Consider the following 16,045-nt stretch of genomic DNA (forward strand, 5'->3'; position numbering starts at 1 on the left):
GCCGTTGGGCTGAGGCGTCGGGTTAGTGCACTCAGTCGTTGTCGCACTTGGCGCCGAGCGCCGGGTTCAGCGCCCCGATGACGTTCACGGAGTCTCCGCAGGCGTTGACCGGAACGTGCACCGGCACCTGGATGGCGTTGCCCGAGACGACGCCCGGCGAGTTGGCGGCGACGCCCTCCGCGCCGGAGTCCGCGAACGCGGGGGCTGCCCCACCCAGAGCCAGGATCGCGCCGACGAGCACAACAGCGCTCTTGTTCATGAGACTTTCCCTTCTCTGCGGTCATGCCCTTTTGACTGCCGAAACCCAGCGAGCGGCTTCGACCGAGCGAGCACAGCTTCAACGGCTCGCACCATGACCGGCAGTTGTAAAACGAGGAATAGACAGCGGAAGAAACTACGGAACGCATACCACCCGTCAATTCACTCGAACGCCCCCACAGAATTGACAGCCTGGCCGACATCGGCGCATTTCCACGTGCGCCAAGCGTGAGAAACCGCCCGGCGGCCCGCGGAGATCCGCGTGCCCTCCGGGCGGTGTCGGGGGACGGCCGGCTCAGTTGTTGCCGGTGCCGTTGCCCGCCAGGACGGAGATGTCGTCCAGGACGTGCGAGACCGGCTCGTCGCCCTTGGCCTGCGTCGAGTTCTCGGCGCACTGCTGGGTCTGCGGCGAGGACAGGACGGGGATGTCCTGCGCGCCGACGTTGACGCCGGCGAGGAGGGACTGGACGTCGGCCTTGGCCGGAAGACCCACGCAGAGCTTGTTGAGCGAGCCCTGGACCAGCGTGGCCTGCGGGCTCTGGCGGCCCGAGGTCACACTGTTGCCGAACGTCTCCTTGGCCTCGTTGCCGCTGAGCGACGTGGTGCCGTGGTCGTTGCCGATGGCAAGCGCCTGGGGGGCTGCCGCCGCCGACACACCTGCGACGGACAGGGCGACCGCCGCCGCGGCCATTGCCTTCTTCAGCATTTCGCTTTCCTTTCGTGGCTTCTCGCCATGACGCACGTTCCTGCCCTGGCATCAACCGGGGCCGCACCCATTGGTTGCGGGACGTCACCCGATCGGTGTGTCCGGCGCCGCGCGTCCCGTGGAATTCCCGCGGGACCGGGCGGGCGGTGAGACGTGGACGGCCGCGTAGGCCATCGGGGTGAAGGGGAGCAACCCGGTGACCGATGGGGAGTTGACCAGTGCGCTCCGGTGGACGGGGTGTTTCCAGAAGGGATTCGCAAGTGATCAAGAAGGTTCTGGCCTCTGCCGCGGTCGCCGCCTCCGTCGTCGGCTTCTCCGCCACCGCCGCGTCGCCGGCCCTGGCCACCGGCAATGACAGCGGCACCACGTCGTTCAGCGGCAACGGCGCCTCGCAGGCGTTCGGCAACTCCGCCACCTACGGCTCCATGAGTCCGCAACTGGCCCTCATCCAGGGCTCGTTCAACAAGCCTTGCGTCGGCCTGCCGGCCAAGCTCAACGCGCAGTCCATCGCCTCCGCGCTCAACGTCGGTGTGCAGGACATCCCGGTGCTGTCCTCGCCGCAGACCCAGCAGTGCACCGAGAACTCGACGCAGGCCAAGGGCGACGAGCCGCTGTCGCACATCCTGGACGACATCTCCGCCCTGTCCGCCAACGGCACCGGCAACAAGTGACCCGGGACCTCCCGCTCCGGCCGACTCTCCCGCGGCTCCCCTCGGAGCACGCGTCTCGAAAGGGAACGAACATGAAGAAGCTGTGGGCGACCGCGGCCGTCGCCGCCTCCGTCGCCGGTCTCGCGGGCGTGGCGGCACCGCAGGCCCTCGCCATCGGCAACGACCACGGCACCACGTCGCTGAGCGGCAACGAGGCCGAGTCGACGTTCGGCAACTCCGCCACCTTCGGCGACCAGAGCCCGCAGCTCTCACTGGTCCAGGGCTCGCTGAACAAGCCGTGCGTCGGTCTGCCCGCGAAGGTCCAGGCGCAGTCGGTGCTCGCGCTCCTGGGGAACGTCGGGGTGCAGGACATCCCGGTGCTGTCCTCGCCGCAGACCCAGCAGTGCACCGAGAACTCGACGCAGGCCAAGGGCGACGAGCCGCTGTCGCACGTCCTGGACGACATCTCCGCCGTGTCCGGCAACGGCACCGGGAACGGCTGAGCGCACACTCCGCGGCGGCGGGCACCGGGCACCCGCCGCCGTTTCGCGTGCTCACCCCCGGTACAGGGCCTCGATGCGTTCGGCGTAGGCGGCGGTCACCGCGTGCCGCCTCACCTTCAGCGACGGGGTCAGCAGCCCGTTCTCCTCGGTGAACTCCCCCTCGACCAGGGCGAAGGCGCGGATCGACTCGGCGCGGGAGACGGCCTCGTTGGCGTGGTCCACCGCCTTCTGCACCTCGCGGCGCAGCCGTTCGTCGTGGACGAGTTCGCCGAGCGGGGTGTCCGCCGGGAGCTTTCGCACCGTCAGCCAGTGCGCGACCGCGTCCGGGTCGAGGGTGATCAGCGCGGCGACGAAGGGCCGGTTGTCCCCGACGACCAGGCACTGGCCGACCGGTGAGCGGCTGCGCAGCCGGTCCTCCAGGATCGCCGGGGAGACGTTCTTGCCGCCGGAGGTGATCAGGATGTCCTTCTTGCGGCCGGTGATGGTGAGGTAGCCGTCCTCGTCGAGGCGGCCGAGGTCGCCGGTGGCGAACCACTCGTCGGCCAGGACGGCGTCCGTGGCCGCCGGGTTGTTCCAGTACGCGCCGAAGACCACTCCGCCCCTGACCAGCACCTCGCCGTCGTCGGCGATGCGTACGGCCACGCCCGGGATGGGCAGGCCGACCGTGCCGGGCCGGGGGGTGAGCGGGGGCACGATGGTGGCGGCCGCGGTGGTCTCGGTCAGGCCGTAGCCCTCGTAGACGACGACCCCGGCCGCGTTGAAGAAGAGGTTGAGGTCGCGGTCCAGCGGGGAGCCGCCGCTGATGGCGTAGCGCATGCGGCCACCGAGCTCCTTGCGGATGCGCCGGTAGACCAGCAGGTCGTACAGGGCCCATGCGGCGTACAGGCCGGGGCCCGGGCCCTTGCCGGTGCCGAGGAACTTCCGCAGGTACGCCTCGGCGAAGCGCACGGCGATCCGTTCGGCGCGGTCGAAGGAGGCGCCGCGGCCGATCTTCTCGGCGGTGGCGCGCCCGGTGTCGTGGATCTTCTCGAAGAGGTAGGGCACCCCGACCAGGAAGGTGGGCCGGAACTCCTTGAGCGCGGGCCGCAGTTCGTCGGGTTTGACGCTCGGGAAGTGTCCGGTCTCGATGCGGGCCATCAGGCAGGCGAGCTGCAGGGTGCGGCCGAGGATGTGGGCGAGCGGCAGGAAGAGCAGGGTGGAGGCGGTCTGTCCGGTGACCGCCTGGAAGACCGGGTGCAGCAGTTCGACGGTGTTGGCGGCCTCGGCGTGCAGGTTGGCGTGGGTGAGGACGCAGCCCTTGGGGCGGCCGGTGGTGCCGGAGGTGTAGCAGAGGGTGGCGATGGTGTCGGGGGTGAGGGCCGCGCGCCGCTTGGTGACCTCGTCGTCGCCGAGGTCACGGCCGAGGGCGGTGAGGTCGGCGAGGGTGTCGCCCGGCACGGTGGACGCGGCGGACGTCCCGGTGTCCGCCGACGGGGCCATCTGCCACACGCGCGGCCGGCGGGCGTGGCTCGCGGTGCCGGCGAGGACGGTCGCGGTGTTCTCGGCGGTCTCGGTGACCACGTACCGGGCGCCGGAGTCCCGGACGATCCACTCCACCTGCGTGGCGGAGGACGTCGGGTAGACGGGCACGGACAGGCCGCCGGCCGCCCAGATCGCGAAGTCCAGGACCGTCCACTCGTAGCGGGTGCGGGACATGACCGCGACCCGGCCGCCGGGTTCCAGACCGGCGGCGATCAGCCCCTTGGCGACGGCGGTGACCTGGGCGGCGAAGGCGGCCGCGGTCACCGGGCGCCAGGCACCTTCGGTGCGGCGGCGCAGGAGCACCGCGTCCGGGGTCCCGGCCGCGTGGGTGAACGGGAGGTCGGCCATGGAGCCGCCGGTGAGCGGTGCCGCCAGGGGCGCCGCCCGCACCTCGCGCACGGCGCCCCCGGGGTCCCTGACGATCTCCACCGACCCGCGCGCCGCCAGGTCGGCGCGCCGCCGTGCTCGCTTCAGATCCCTGCGTACGCCCATGACGGCTCCCGGTCGCGGCTCTGGCGAAGGTTCTTACTGCCGGGTCAACTTACTCACAGGTAAGGAAACGTCAATGGGGTGTGCGGCGGCCGGGCCGGGCCGTGCTCAGGAGACGATGTCCTTGCGCGCGAAACCCCGGAAAGCCAGGGCGAACAGCACCACGGCGTACGTCACGGAGATCGCGGCGCCCTGGACCATGCCGGACCACTCGGGGTCCGGCTGCACGGCGTCGGCCCAGGCGAACTGCCAGTGCGCGGGCAGGAAGTCGCGCCAGTGGCCGAGGGCGGTCACGGCGTCCAGGACGTTGCCGACGATCGTCAGGCCGACCGCGCCGCCGACCGCGCCGAGCGGGGCGTCCGTCCTCGTCGACAGCCAGAACGCCAGGCCCGCGGTGACCAGTTGCGACACGAAGACGTATGCCACGACCACCACGAGCCGCTGCGCCGCCGTGCCCGCGTCCAGCGCACCGCCGGTGGGGATCTGCAGCGGACCCCAGCCGTAGGCGGCCGTGCCGACCGCGAGGGCCACGACCGGCAGCAGCACCATCGCGGCGAGGCTCAGCCCGAGCCCCACGGCGAGCTTGGACAGCAGCAGCCGGGTTCTCGGCACGGGCGCGGCGAGCAGATAGCGCAGGGAGGACCAGCTCGCCTCGGAGGCGACCGTGTCCCCGCAGAACAGGGCGACCGGGATCACCAGCAGGAAGCCCGCCGAGACGAACAGGTTGACCGCGGCGAAGTTGGCGCCCGACGCGGTGGCCGTGTCCATCAGCGTCACCCGGCCGTCACGGCCCGAGGGCTCGCCGCCGATCGCGAACGCGACCAGCAGCACGAACGGCAGGACCGCGAGGACGCCGCCCATGATCAGCGTGCGGCGCCGCTTGAGCTGGCGGACCAGTTCCACGCGCAGCGGGAGCGTACGGCCCGCGCGGTAACCCGGGGCGGCCTCGACGGGCTCGGTGAGCGTGCTCACGGGGCACCTCCGATCAGGGTGAGGAAGGCGTCTTCCAGGCGCCGGTGGGGACCGACCGAGGCGACGGGCACCTCGAGGCGCACCAGTTCCACGACCAGCTCCTCGGCGGTGCCGCCGGGTTCGAGCCGGATGAGCAGTCCGTCCTCGGTGCGGACGGCGGAGGCGACGCCGGGCAGGGCCGTGACCTTCTCCACCACCGGCTCCTCCACGGGCGTGCCGGTGCCGACCAGCAGCGTGTCGCCGGAGCCGACTATCTCCCGCACCGGTCCCGCCTGGACGAGCCGGCCGCGGTCCATCACCACCAGGTGGGTGCAGGACTGCTCGACCTCGGCGAGGAGGTGGCTGGAGACGATCACGGTGCGGCCGGCCGCCGCGTAGCGGATCATCACCTCGCGCATCTCGCGGATCTGGGGCGGGTCGAGGCCGTTGGTGGGTTCGTCCAGGATGAGCAGGTCGGGCAGTCCGAGCATGGCCTGGGCGATGGCCAGGCGCTGGCGCATGCCCTGGGAGTAGGTGCGCACGGCACGGGCGAGCGCGTCGCCGAGGCCGGCGATCTCCAGGGCCTGGTCGAGATGGGCGTCCTCGGCCGGCCGGCCGGTGGCCCGCCAGTAGAGCTCCAGGTTCTCCCGGCCGGACAGGTGGGGCAGGAAGCCCGCGCCCTCCACGAAGGCGCCGACCCTCGACAGCACCGGCGCGCCGGGCCGGACGGCGTGGCCGAAGACGCGGATCTCCCCGCCGTCGGGCCCTATGAGGCCCATCAGCATGCGCAGGGTGGTGGTCTTGCCCGCGCCGTTGGGCCCGAGCAGGCCGAGGACCTGGCCCTTCTCCACGCGGAAGGACAGCTCGCGCACCGCGTACCGGTCGGCGGACCTGGCGTACCGCTTGCTCAGGTCCGTTATCTGCAGCGGGACGTCGGCGAGCGCCGGATCGGGCGCGGGGGCGGCCGTGGGGCGGCGGCCGGTGACCAGCAGGGCGAGCGCGCCCACGGCCCCGGCCAGGGGCAGCCACCACACCCAGGCGGGCAGCGGGGCCGCCGCGGTGGTGACGGCGGGCGCGGTCGGCACGCTCAGGTCCGACCGGAGGGAGACGGTGTACGTGGCCGGGGCGGCCGGTGAGGCGTAGCCGAGGTCGGTGGAGGCGAGGACCAGGCGGAGCCGGTGGCCCTTGCGCACCTCGTGGTCGATCGCCGGGAGGGTGACCGTGACGTCCTTGCCGGCCCTGGCGCCGGTGACCCGCAGGGGTGCGACGAGCTGGGAGGGCAGCACCTGCCGGGTGCCGTCGGGGCCCACGTCGTACACCTTGCCGAACAGGACGGCGTCGTCGGTGGTGGAGGTGACGTGGACGGTGGCGGTCGGCGTGCCGGTGATCCGCAGGTCGCGGGTGAGCGGGGCCGAGTCGAACCGGGCGTACTGGCCGGGGAAGTCGAGGGAGACTCCGACGCCGAGCGCGGAGAGCCGGGAGAGGCCGTCGGAGCCGCCGAGGCCGGGCAGCGCGGAGACACCGGGCGGGCTGGCGCCGGCCGGGTTGGTCACGTGCTGCCCGCGGCCGGCCAGGGCGACCGCGCGCGGGTGGTCGCGCAGGCCCGGGTAGGCGCCGGCGCTCGCGCCGCGCAGTCGGGCGGCGCCGTCGGTGGAGTCGACGCCGCCGGTGCGGGTGACGCGGAAGGCGGGGCCGGTGCCGGCGGACTCGTCGCCCTTCAGATAGTGGTCGAACCAGGCGGTCACCCGCCCCCGCACCCGGCTGTCCTCCATGTCGCCGCCGTCGTGCCCGCCCGCGATCCAGTCGACGTCCACGGGGGCGCCGCTCGCGCGGATCGCCTTCTCGGCGGCGTCGGACTGGGCGAGGGTGAACAGGGAGTCGGTCTGGCCCTGCACCAGCAGCGTGGGCACCTTGATGCGGCCGGCGACCGCGACCGGCGAGCGTTCCCGGAGCAGCTCGCGGGCGGCGTCGTCCGGGGTGCCGGACTCGGCGACCCGGTCGTACATCCGGCACAGGGTGGGCTCGAACCTGGCGCAGCCGCCGCCGGTGTTGAAGAAGACGCCGGCCCAGAGCTTCTTGAAGACGCCGTTCGGGAACAGGGCGTCGGCGAGGTTCCAGTAGGTGACGGCCGGGGCGATGGCGTCGACACGGCGGTCGTGTCCGGCGGCGAGCAGGGAGATCGCGCCGCCGTAGGAGCCGCCGGTCACGCCCAGGCGCGGGTCGCCCTTGCCGTCGAGGCGGACCTGCGGCTGCTCGGCCAGCCAGTCGATGAGCCGGGAGACGTCGGCGACCTCGTGCTCCGGGTCGTTCAGTCCGATCTTCCCGGTGGAGCGGCCGAAGCCGCGGGCCGACCAGGTCAGCACCGTGTATCCGGCGCGCGTGAGGTCCTCGGCCTGCTGCCGCACGTCGTTCTTGCTGCCGCCGAAGCCGTGGGCGAGCAGGACGGCGGGGCGGCGGGCGGCGGAGGCGCCGGTGAAGTAGGAGGTGTCCAGGCGGGTGCCGTCGGCCATGGTCATGACCCGGTCGGTCCGGTGCACCCCGGGCGGGTCGTCCGACGCGGCGGCCGACCACGTCCCGGCGCCGGCGAGCACCACGACGGCGGCCGCGGCGGCCAGCAGCCGGCGCGGCCCCTTCAGCAGTCCCCGCGGTACGGGCACTCGAAGATCCATGCGTCAACGGTACGGGCCGCCACCGACAGCGCATGCGGCCCAGGGGCTGAACCCCCGCCCTCCTTGCGGCGTACGGGCCCGCTCCGCCGTACTCCAGGCGTGGTACCGGGCCGGGCCGGGGCCACAGCGGGACGGGAGTGGGCGTGGGCCTCGGGAACGACGTCGCCCTTGCCGCCCGCGGGAGTGCGGGCGGCAAGGGCGACGGGTCGTGCTCGGTGGTGACGTGGGACTTCGGCCGTGTCCTCAGGCCTCCACGTCCTCCGGGATCGACACCAGCCAGCGGGTGTCGCGGCGCGGGCGGAGGTAGAAGGCCCAGTAGAGGGTGGCGACCGCGGTGATCCCGCCGGTCCACAGCAGGTAGCTCGCCTCCTGCTGGGTGAGGATGTAGGCGAGGACCACGATCAGCAGGACGGGCATCGCGGGCCACAGCGGCATCCGCCAGGCGGGTGTGTGCTTGTGGGAGCCGCGGCGGCACAGCAGGGCGGCGACGGCGACCAGGATGTACATGCCGGTCACGGAGACACCGGTGACGCCGTACAGGGTGTCCAGGTTGACGAAGCAGAGCAGCGCGCCGGGGACACCGACCGCCAGGGTGGCGACCCAGGGGGAGCCGAAGCGGCCGAGCTTGGAGAAGACGTTGTTGACCGGCTCGGGCCAGGCCTTGTCGCGGGCGGAGGCGAACAGCACGCGGGAGTTCTGGATGACCATGACGATGCCCGCGTTGATGATCGCGAGGGCCACGCAGAGGCTCACGAAGGTGCCGACCGCGGAGTTGGACCAGGCGGTGACCATGGAGCTGATGTCGCCGCTGGTGAGTTCCTCGATGTCGGAGGCGCCCATGGTGATCGCGGCCACCGGCACGATGATGACCACCGAGGAGATGGCGAGGGTGGCCAGCACCGTGCGGGCGACGTTGCGGCGCGGGTGCTCCAGTTCCTCGGAGAGGTAGACGGCGGTCGAGAAGCCCTGGGTGGCGAAGAGGGCGATGGCGAGCCCGGATATGACGAGCATGGCCGTCACCGGGTCGGTGTGGCCGCTCGGGCCGGCCACCTGCATGGAGACCAGGCTGCCGACGCCTCGGTGGCTGTGCGAGAAGCCCAGCAGGGCGACCACGCCGGCCGCGATGACCTCGAGGACCAGGAAGATGCCGGTGATCCAGGCGTTGGCCCGCAGGTCGAGCAGTCCGGCGAGGGTGGCGAGCAGCATCACGCCGGCACCGGTCATGGCCGGGTCCAGGTGGACGATCGGGGCCAGGTAGTCGGCCGTGCCCATCGCGATCACGGGCGGGACGATCATCACCACCAGCAGGGACAGCACGAAGACCAGCCAGCCCGCGAGCCGCCCGGCCATCGTGGACACCATGGCGTACTCGCCGCCCGCGCTGGGGATGAGGGTGCCCAGTTCGGAGTAGCAGAACGCCACGGCGATACAGAGCAGGGAGCCGATGGCGATCGTCAGGGCGGTGGCGGTGCCGAGGGAGCCGAACAGGTCCGGGATGACCACGAAGAGCGTGGAGGCGGGCGTGACGCACGAGAGCGTCAGCAGAGTGCCGCCGACGACGCCGATGGAACGCTTGAGCTTGCGGGGGCCGTCAGAGATGCCGGGAGCGTCTGTGACGGCTGTGTCGACAGGGCGGAGCGTGTCGGTCATGCGGCGGGGTTCCGATCGACTCGTGCGACTGAGGGTGGGGGTCGGGAGCGCTATCGCCTCCGGCGGCTCGTCGTACGTTTCGTCTCGTCCGCTCCCGGCGCTGCTTAGAGAACCCCTTCGAAAACCGCCACGTCAATGGGGGTTCACCTTCGGATTCCGCACCCGTGAAGCGACACAGTTCACATCACTTTCGCAGGCATCGATCACTCAGCAGTTCATTCAGTAAGCCGAAGTGATTTGTGACCTTGCTTTCGAAGGTAAGTGGCGGATCCCTCATGGCTTGCCCGTTTCATCCGCGAAAACGGGAACCGAAGGCGCCACGACAAAAAAATGTCGGGCCGTCCGGTATCCGGACGGCCCGACGGGGCGTTCTCAGTGGTTGCGCGGGAAGCCCAGGTCGACGCCCGCGGGGGCGTCCGCCGGGTCCGGCCAGCGGGTGGTGACGACCTTGCCGCGGGTGTAGAAGTGCGTGCCGTCGTTGCCGTAGATGTGGTGGTCGCCGAAGAGCGAGTCCTTCCAGCCGCCGAAGGAGTGGTAGCCGACGGGGACCGGGATCGGGACGTTGACGCCGACCATGCCGGCCTCGATCTCGAGCTGGAAGCGGCGGGCCGCGCCGCCGTCCCGGGTGAAGATCGCGGTGCCGTTGCCGAACGGCGAGGCGTTGATGAGGGCCACGCCCTCCTCGTACGTCTCGGCGCGCAGCACGCACAGCACCGGGCCGAAGATCTCGTCCCGGTAGGCCTTGGCGGTGGTCGGGACCCTGTCGAGCAGCGAGATGCCGATCCAGTGACCGTCCTCGAAGCCCTCCACGGTGTGGCCGGTGCCGTCCAGCACCACCTCGCAGCCCTCGTCCGCGGCGCCCTTCACGTAGGAGGCGACCTTGTCGCGGTGGGCGGCGGTGATCAGCGGGCCCATCTCGGACACCGGGTCGTTGCCGGGGCCGATCTTGATCTTCTCGGCCCGCTCGCGGATCTTCTCCACCAGTTCGTCGCCGATCGCGCCGACCGCCACGACCGCGGAGATCGCCATGCAGCGCTCACCGGCCGAGCCGTAGGCCGCCGAGACCGCCGCGTCGGCCGCCGCGTCCAGGTCGGCGTCCGGCAGGACCAGCATGTGGTTCTTGGCGCCGCCGAGGGCCTGCACCCGCTTGCCGGCCGCGGAGGCGGTGGTGTGGATGTAGCGGGCGATCGGGGTCGAGCCGACGAAGGAGACGGCCTTGACGTCCGGGTGCTCCAGCAGCCGGTCCACGGCCACCTTGTCACCGTGCACGACGTTGAAGACGCCGTCGGGCAGTCCGGCCTCGGCGAGCAGCTCGGCGAGCCTCACCGCCGCCGACGGGTCCTTCTCGCTCGGCTTCAGCACGAACGTGTTGCCGCAGGCGATGGCGATCGGGAACATCCACATCGGGACCATCGCCGGGAAGTTGAAGGGGGTGATGCCCGCGACGACACCCAGCGGCTGCCGGATCGACGACACGTCAACCCGGCTCGCCACCTGCGTGGACAGCTCGCCCTTGAGCTGCACGCTGATGCCGCACGCCAGGTCGACGATCTCCAGGCCGCGCGCCACCTCGCCGAGGGCATCCGAGTGCACCTTGCCGTGCTCGGCGGTGATCAGCTCGGCGATCTCGTCCCGGTGCGCGTCGAGCAGCGCGCGGAACTTGAAGAGGATGTTGGTCCGCTGGGCCAGCGAGGACTGGCCCCAGGTCGCGTAGGCGTCCTTGGCGGCGGCGACCGCCGCGTCCACCTCCTCGACCGACGCGAAGGCGACCTTGGTGGTGACCGCGCCGGTCGCCGGGTCCGTGACCGGCCCGTACGTACCCGACGCGCCTTCGGCGGTCTTGCCGCCGATCCAGTGGTTGACGATCTTCGTCATGCCCTAAGACTCCTTCTACAGATGGCGGCGTCGGGTCGAGACGTGCCGTTCGTACAGCTCACGTGCCTTGACCGCGGACGATCGGGTCGCGGTCTCGGCCACAGGAACATCCCACCAGGCCTGCGCGGGAGGCGCGCCCGACACAGTGTCGGACGTTTCGGTCTCCACGTAGACACATGTGGGAGTGTCGGCCGCGCGGGCCTCGGCGAGCGCCGCCCGCAGGTCCTGGACCGTCCGCGCGCGCAGCACCCGCATGCCGAGGCTGGCCGCGTTTGCGGCGAGGTCGACGGGCAGCGGGGCGCCGGTGAAGGTGCCGTCGGCCGCGCGGTGGCGGTAGGCGGTGCCGAACCGCTCGCCGCCCACCGACTCCGACAGGCCCCCGATCGAGGCGTACCCGTGGTTCTGCACCAGCAGGACCTTGATCGCGACGCCCTCCTGGACGGCGGTCACGATCTCCGTCGGCATCATCAGATACGTGCCGTCGCCGACCAGCGCCCACACGTTCCGCCCGGGCGCGGCGAGCTTGACGCCGATCGCGGCCGGGATCTCGTAGCCCATGCAGGAGTAGCCGTACTCCAGGTGGTACTGGTCGTGGGCCCTGGTCCGCCACAACTTGTGCAGGTCGCCGGGGAGCGAGCCGGCCGCGTTCACGATGATGTCGGACTCGTCGGCGAGGGCGTCGAGGACGCCGATGACCTGCGGCTGGGTCGGCCGTACGTCGGGCTCGTCGGCCTCGAAGCAGGCGTCCACGCGCTGCTCCCAGCGCTCCTTGTCCTCGGTGTACTCGGTGACGTAGGAGCCGGCGACCCGGTGGCCGTGCATCACCAGCGCCTCGGTCAGTTCGGCCAGGCCGCTGCGGGCGTCCGCGACCAGCGGGAGCCCGGCGAGCTTGTGGCCGTCGAAGGGCGCGATGTTGAGGTTCAGGAAGCGGACGTCCGGGTTCTCGAAGAGGGTGCCGGAGGCGGTGGTGAAGTCGGTGTAGCGGGTGCCGACGCCGATGACGAGGTCCGCGGTGCGGGCCAGTTCGTCGGCGGTGGCGGTGCCGGTGTGGCCGACACCGCCGACGTCCTGCGGGTGGTCGTGACGCAGGGAGCCCTTGCCTGCCTGGGTGGAGGCGACCGGTATGCGGGTGGCCGCCGCGAACTCCGCGAGGGTCTCCTCGGCGCGGCTGTGGTGGACGCCGCCGCCCGCGACGACCAGCGGCCTGCGCGCCCGGCGGACGGCCTGGACCGCCTCGGCCAGCTCGGTCGGGTCCGCGCCGGGACGCCGTACCACCCACACGCGCTCGGCGAAGAACTCCTCGGGCCAGTCGTACGCCTCGGCCTGCACGTCCTGCGGCAGGGCGAGGGTGACCGCGCCGGTCTCCACCGGGTCGGTGAGGACCCGCATGGCCTGCAGCGCGGCCGGGACGAGCTGCTCGGGCCGGGTGATCCGGTCGAAGTACCGCGACACCGGGCGCAGGGTGTCGTTGACCGAGACGTCGCCCGCGTACGGCACCTCGAGCTGCTGCAGGACGGGGTCGGCGGGACGGGCGGCGAAGACGTCACCGGGGAGGAGCAGCACCGGGAGGTGGTTGACGGTGGCGAGGGCGGCGCCGGTGACCAGGTTGGTGGCACCGGGGCCGATGGAGGTCGTGACGGCGTGGGTGGACAGGCGGTTGGACTGGCGGGCGTAGCCGACCGCCGCGTGCACCATGGCCTGCTCGTTGCGGCCCTGGTGGTACGGCATGACCTCGCGGTACTCGACCAGCGCCTGGCCGAGCCCGGCGACGTTGCCGTGCCCGAAGATGCCCCAGGTGGCGCCGATCAGCCGCCGCCGCTCGCCGTCGCGTTCGGTGTGCTGGGCGGCGAGGAAGCGGACGAGTGCCTGGGCGACGGTCAGCCGGATCGTCATCGGTAGCCCCCTGTGCTCTCTGCTTGGTCGGGGTGGAAGCGGATCCGCCACTCACGCTCCTCGCCGGGTCCCGCCATGACGTTGAGGTAGTACATGTCGTGGCCGGGCTGGGCGATCGACGGGCCGTGCCATCCGTCGGGGACGAGGACGGCGTCGCCGGAGCGGACCTCGGCGAGGACGTCGGAGCCGCCCTCTCGGGAGGGGAATACGCGCTGGTAGCCGAACCCGTTCGGGCCGTCGATCTCGAAGTAGTAGATCTCCTCCAGCCGGGACTCCTCGCCCGGCAGGTGCTCGTCGTGCTTGTGCGACGGGTACGAGGACCAGTTGCCGCCGGGGGTGACGACCTCCACGGCGATCAGCCGGTCGCAGTCGAAGGTGTCGGCCGCCGCGAAGTTGCGCACCTGGCGGGCACAGGTGCCGCTGCCGCGGTGTTCGACGGGGACCTCCGGCGCGGGGCCGTAGCGGGCGGGGAGTCGTCGCTCGCACTTCGCTCCTGCCAGGGCGAAGCGGCCTCCCGCGCCGGAGGCGATCTGGACCCGGGCGTCGCGGGGTGCGTACACGAAGTCGGAGACCCCGGTGAACACGCTCTCCCGCCCCAGGAGTTGGAACTCGTTTTCCTCGATTCGCACCGTACATCCGCCTTGCAACGGAAGCACGATCCATTCACTGCCCCCGGTGGTGAACGTATGGCTGCCGCCGGGTGTCAACTCCACGACGCGCAGGCCGCTGTAGTCCCATCCGGCGCGCTCGGGGCCGATGTCGACGGTGTACCCGCCGTTCGCGGTGGTTCCCCGGGGCAGGTGCAGCTCGGTGCTGGTCATGCGGCCCCTCACAGCAGTCCGGTGGCGGTGTCCACGGCGGCGGCCACGTCGCCGTCCGCCGGATAGAGCAGCGAACGGCCCACCACCAGGCCACACACGGTGGGGAGTTGGAGCGCGCCGCGCCACTTCTCGTAGGCGGCGACCTGCTCGCCGGGGGAGTCGCCGACGTCACCGCCGAGAAGTACCGCCGGCAGGGTCGAGGTCTCCATGACCCGTGCCATGTCGTCGGGGTTCTCGGTGACCGGCACCTTCAGCCAGGTGTAGGCCGAGGAGCCGCCGAGGCCGGAGGCGATGGCGACGGACCTGGTGACGGCGTCGGCCGACAGGTCGTTGACCAGCCGCCCGTCGGGGGTGCGGCCGGTGATGAACGGCTCCACGAAGACCGGCAGCCGGCGGGCGGCCATGTCGTCGATGACGCGGGCGGCGGACTCCAGGGTGGTCAGGGAGCCGGGGTCGGCGTAGTCGATGCGCAGCAGCAGTTTGCCCGCGTCGAAGTTGCGACGCTGGATGTCCTCGGGGCGGTGGCCGGTGAAGCGGTCGTCCAGTTCGAAGGCGGCGCCCTGCAGTCCGCCCCGGTTCATGGAGCCGAGGACGACCTTGTGGTCGAGGGCGCCGAGCAGCAGCAGGTCGTCCAGGATGTCGGCGGTCGCGAGGACGCCGTCGACGCCGGGCCTGGACAGCGCGAGGCACAGTCGCCGGAGCAGGTCGGCGCGGTTGGCCATGGCGAGAGCGCGGTCGCCGACACCGAGCGCGCCACGGGCCGGATGGTCGGCGGCGACGATCATCAGGCGGCCGCTCGTGCTCAGCAGCGGGCGCCGGACGCGGCGGGCGGCGGCCTCGGCGATGGCCTCGGGGTGGTGGGTGCGCACGCGGACCAGTTCGGGGACGTCGACGGGCGGCAGCCGGGTGCCCGACCCGCCCTCGGTGTGCGTCCCCGCCACGCGACCGGCCCTCACAGCACCGCTCCGGCCTCGAGCGCGGCGGCCACCTCGTCGGGCGTCGGCATGGCGGAGGAGCACTCGAGGCGGGAGGCGACGATGGCGCCGGCCGCGTTGGCGTGCCGCATGGTCGTCTCCAGGTCCCAGCCCGCCAGCAGGCCGTGGCAGAGGGAGCCGCCGAAGGCGTCACCGGCGCCGAGTCCGTTGAGGACGGTGACCGGGAGGGGCGGGACCTCGGCGCACTCGCCGGCCCGGTTGACCGCGAGGACGCCCTTCGGCCCCTGTTTGACCACGGCGATCTCGGCCCCGGCGGCCAGCAGGGCGCGGGCCGCCCCGTGGGGTTCGCGGACGCCGGTCGCGATCTCGACCTCGTCCAGGTTGCCGACGGCGACCGTGGTGTGCCGCAGCGCCTCGGCGTAGAAGGGCCGGGCCTCGTCGGGGTCGGTCCGGGCCGTGCTGTTCCAGAGAACGGGGCGCCAGTCGAGGTCGAAGACCGTCGTACCGGACCGGGCCCGGTGGGCGAGGGCGGTGAGGGTCGCCGTGCGGCTCGGCTCCTCGCTCAGGCCGGTGCCGGTGACCCAGAAGACGCGGGCGTCGGCGATGGCGTCCAGGTCCAGGTCGGCGGCGTGGATCTCCAGGTCGGGCGCCTTGGGGCGGCGGTAGAAGTAGAGGGGGAAGTCGTCCGGCGGGAAGACCTCGCAGAAGGTGACAGGCGTGGCGAGTCCGGGGACCGGGGTGACCCAGCGGTCGTCGACGCCGAAGCCGCGCAGGGCCTCGTGCAGATAGGTGCCGAACGGGTCGTCGCCGGTGCGGGTGATCACGGCCGTGCGGCGGCCCAGCCGGGCGGCGGCGACCGCGACGTTGGTCGCCGATCCGCCGAGGAACTTGCCGAAGGCCGACACCTGGGCGAGCGGGACGCCGGTCTGCAGCGGGTAGAGGTCCACTCCGATCCGCCCCATGGTGATCAGGTCGTACGCCATCGGCTTCCCTTCCACGCTGTCCGGTTCACCCCGCGTATCTCCTCCCGGGCTTTCTAGTCCTGTCAGACGAACCCTGTCAATCTTTTGTCCGGACATTCGGACGACAGCTTGACACCGCTTTCCGGGCGCCCGCACGCTGGC

13 protein-coding genes are annotated in these 16,045 nt (G+C 72.0%); 2 read left to right on the top strand and 11 right to left on the bottom strand.

From position 1 onward, the window contains the following. Positions 1-31: 31 nt before the first annotated feature. Together ACZ6B1_RS06750 and ACZ6B1_RS06755 are read right to left on the bottom strand one after the other, a co-directional pair. A complete protein-coding gene (locus ACZ6B1_RS06750; protein ID WP_468775590.1) occupies positions 32-259 on the bottom strand; it encodes a chaplin in 228 nt (75 codons plus the stop codon). A gap of 294 nt (positions 260-553) precedes the next feature. Then, positions 554-964, bottom strand: coding sequence for a rodlin (locus ACZ6B1_RS06755; protein WP_468775592.1), 411 nt, complete (start codon positions 962-964; stop codon positions 554-556). 260 nt (positions 965-1,224) lie between these two features. On the opposite strand from ACZ6B1_RS06755, the gene ACZ6B1_RS06760 reads away from it, so the two are divergent. After that, the gene (locus ACZ6B1_RS06760) at positions 1,225-1,635 is read left to right on the top strand and encodes a rodlin (RefSeq protein WP_451201992.1); all 411 of its coding nucleotides are present in this window, start codon (positions 1,225-1,227) and stop codon (positions 1,633-1,635) included. Between the two features lie 71 nt (positions 1,636-1,706). Continuing rightward, a complete protein-coding gene (locus ACZ6B1_RS06765) occupies positions 1,707-2,117 on the top strand; it encodes a rodlin (protein WP_468775595.1) in 411 nt (136 codons plus the stop codon). Positions 2,118-2,168: 51 nt separating this feature from the next. Here ACZ6B1_RS06765 and ACZ6B1_RS06770 read toward each other — a convergent pair whose 3' ends face one another. The 9 genes from ACZ6B1_RS06770 to iolC all read right to left on the bottom strand — a co-directional run bounded on the left by ACZ6B1_RS06770 (position 2,169) and on the right by iolC (position 15,904). After that, a complete protein-coding gene (locus ACZ6B1_RS06770; protein ID WP_468775597.1) occupies positions 2,169-4,130 on the bottom strand; it encodes an AMP-dependent synthetase/ligase in 1,962 nt (653 codons plus the stop codon). A 105-nt stretch (positions 4,131-4,235) separates the two neighbouring features. Next, positions 4,236-5,099 carry an ABC transporter permease gene (locus ACZ6B1_RS06775; protein WP_468775599.1) on the bottom strand — a complete coding sequence of 288 codons (864 nt, stop codon included), beginning with the start codon at positions 5,097-5,099 and terminating at the stop codon, positions 4,236-4,238. Continuing rightward, positions 5,096-7,747, bottom strand: a complete 2,652-nt coding sequence (locus tag ACZ6B1_RS06780) for an alpha/beta fold hydrolase (RefSeq protein WP_468775602.1) — start codon at positions 7,745-7,747, stop codon at positions 5,096-5,098. Before ACZ6B1_RS06780 ends, ACZ6B1_RS06775 begins: the two co-directional genes overlap by 4 nt. Before the next feature lie 243 nt (positions 7,748-7,990). Then, positions 7,991-9,397 carry an APC family permease gene (locus tag ACZ6B1_RS06785; protein WP_468775604.1) on the bottom strand — a complete coding sequence of 469 codons (1,407 nt, stop codon included), beginning with the start codon at positions 9,395-9,397 and terminating at the stop codon, positions 7,991-7,993. 372 nt (positions 9,398-9,769) lie between these two features. Next, entirely contained in the window at positions 9,770-11,272 is a 1,503-nt protein-coding gene (gene mmsA / locus ACZ6B1_RS06790) for a CoA-acylating methylmalonate-semialdehyde dehydrogenase (protein WP_468775606.1), read from the bottom strand. A gap of 15 nt (positions 11,273-11,287) precedes the next feature. Continuing rightward, the gene (iolD, locus tag ACZ6B1_RS06795) at positions 11,288-13,165 is read right to left on the bottom strand and encodes a 3D-(3,5/4)-trihydroxycyclohexane-1,2-dione acylhydrolase (decyclizing) (RefSeq protein WP_468775608.1); all 1,878 of its coding nucleotides are present in this window, start codon (positions 13,163-13,165) and stop codon (positions 11,288-11,290) included. After that, entirely contained in the window at positions 13,162-13,986 is an 825-nt protein-coding gene (iolB, locus tag ACZ6B1_RS06800) for a 5-deoxy-glucuronate isomerase (protein WP_468775610.1), read from the bottom strand. Before iolB ends, iolD begins: the two co-directional genes overlap by 4 nt. A gap of 8 nt (positions 13,987-13,994) precedes the next feature. After that, the gene (locus ACZ6B1_RS06805) at positions 13,995-14,888 is read right to left on the bottom strand and encodes a Cgl0159 family (beta/alpha)8-fold protein (protein WP_468776052.1); all 894 of its coding nucleotides are present in this window, start codon (positions 14,886-14,888) and stop codon (positions 13,995-13,997) included. Between the two features lie 50 nt (positions 14,889-14,938). Then, complete coding sequence (iolC, locus tag ACZ6B1_RS06810; RefSeq protein ID WP_468775612.1) at positions 14,939-15,904, bottom strand: 5-dehydro-2-deoxygluconokinase; 966 nt, start codon at positions 15,902-15,904, stop codon at positions 14,939-14,941. Positions 15,905-16,045 lie beyond the last annotated feature (141 nt).

It is taken from the genome of Streptomyces sp. NPDC041129 (genome assembly GCF_055592265.1).

Bases quoted from the DNA above. Each gene is read 5' to 3' on its own strand.
- ACZ6B1_RS06765 (WP_468775595.1), top strand. From the start codon at position 1,707: ATGAAGAAGCTGTGGGCGACCGCGGCCGTCGCCGCCTCCGTCGCCGGT.
- iolC (WP_468775612.1), bottom strand. From the start codon at position 15,904: ATGGCGTACGACCTGATCACCATGGGGCGGATCGGAGTGGACCTCTAC.
- mmsA (WP_468775606.1), bottom strand. From the start codon at position 11,272: ATGACGAAGATCGTCAACCACTGGATCGGCGGCAAGACCGCCGAAGGC.
- iolB (WP_468775610.1), bottom strand. From the start codon at position 13,986: ATGACCAGCACCGAGCTGCACCTGCCCCGGGGAACCACCGCGAACGGC.
- iolD (WP_468775608.1), bottom strand. From the start codon at position 13,165: ATGACGATCCGGCTGACCGTCGCCCAGGCACTCGTCCGCTTCCTCGCC.
- ACZ6B1_RS06755 (WP_468775592.1), bottom strand. From the start codon at position 964: ATGCTGAAGAAGGCAATGGCCGCGGCGGCGGTCGCCCTGTCCGTCGCA.
- ACZ6B1_RS06750 (WP_468775590.1), bottom strand. From the start codon at position 259: ATGAACAAGAGCGCTGTTGTGCTCGTCGGCGCGATCCTGGCTCTGGGT.
- ACZ6B1_RS06785 (WP_468775604.1), bottom strand. From the start codon at position 9,397: ATGACCGACACGCTCCGCCCTGTCGACACAGCCGTCACAGACGCTCCC.
- ACZ6B1_RS06780 (WP_468775602.1), bottom strand. From the start codon at position 7,747: ATGGATCTTCGAGTGCCCGTACCGCGGGGACTGCTGAAGGGGCCGCGC.
- ACZ6B1_RS06770 (WP_468775597.1), bottom strand. From the start codon at position 4,130: ATGGGCGTACGCAGGGATCTGAAGCGAGCACGGCGGCGCGCCGACCTG.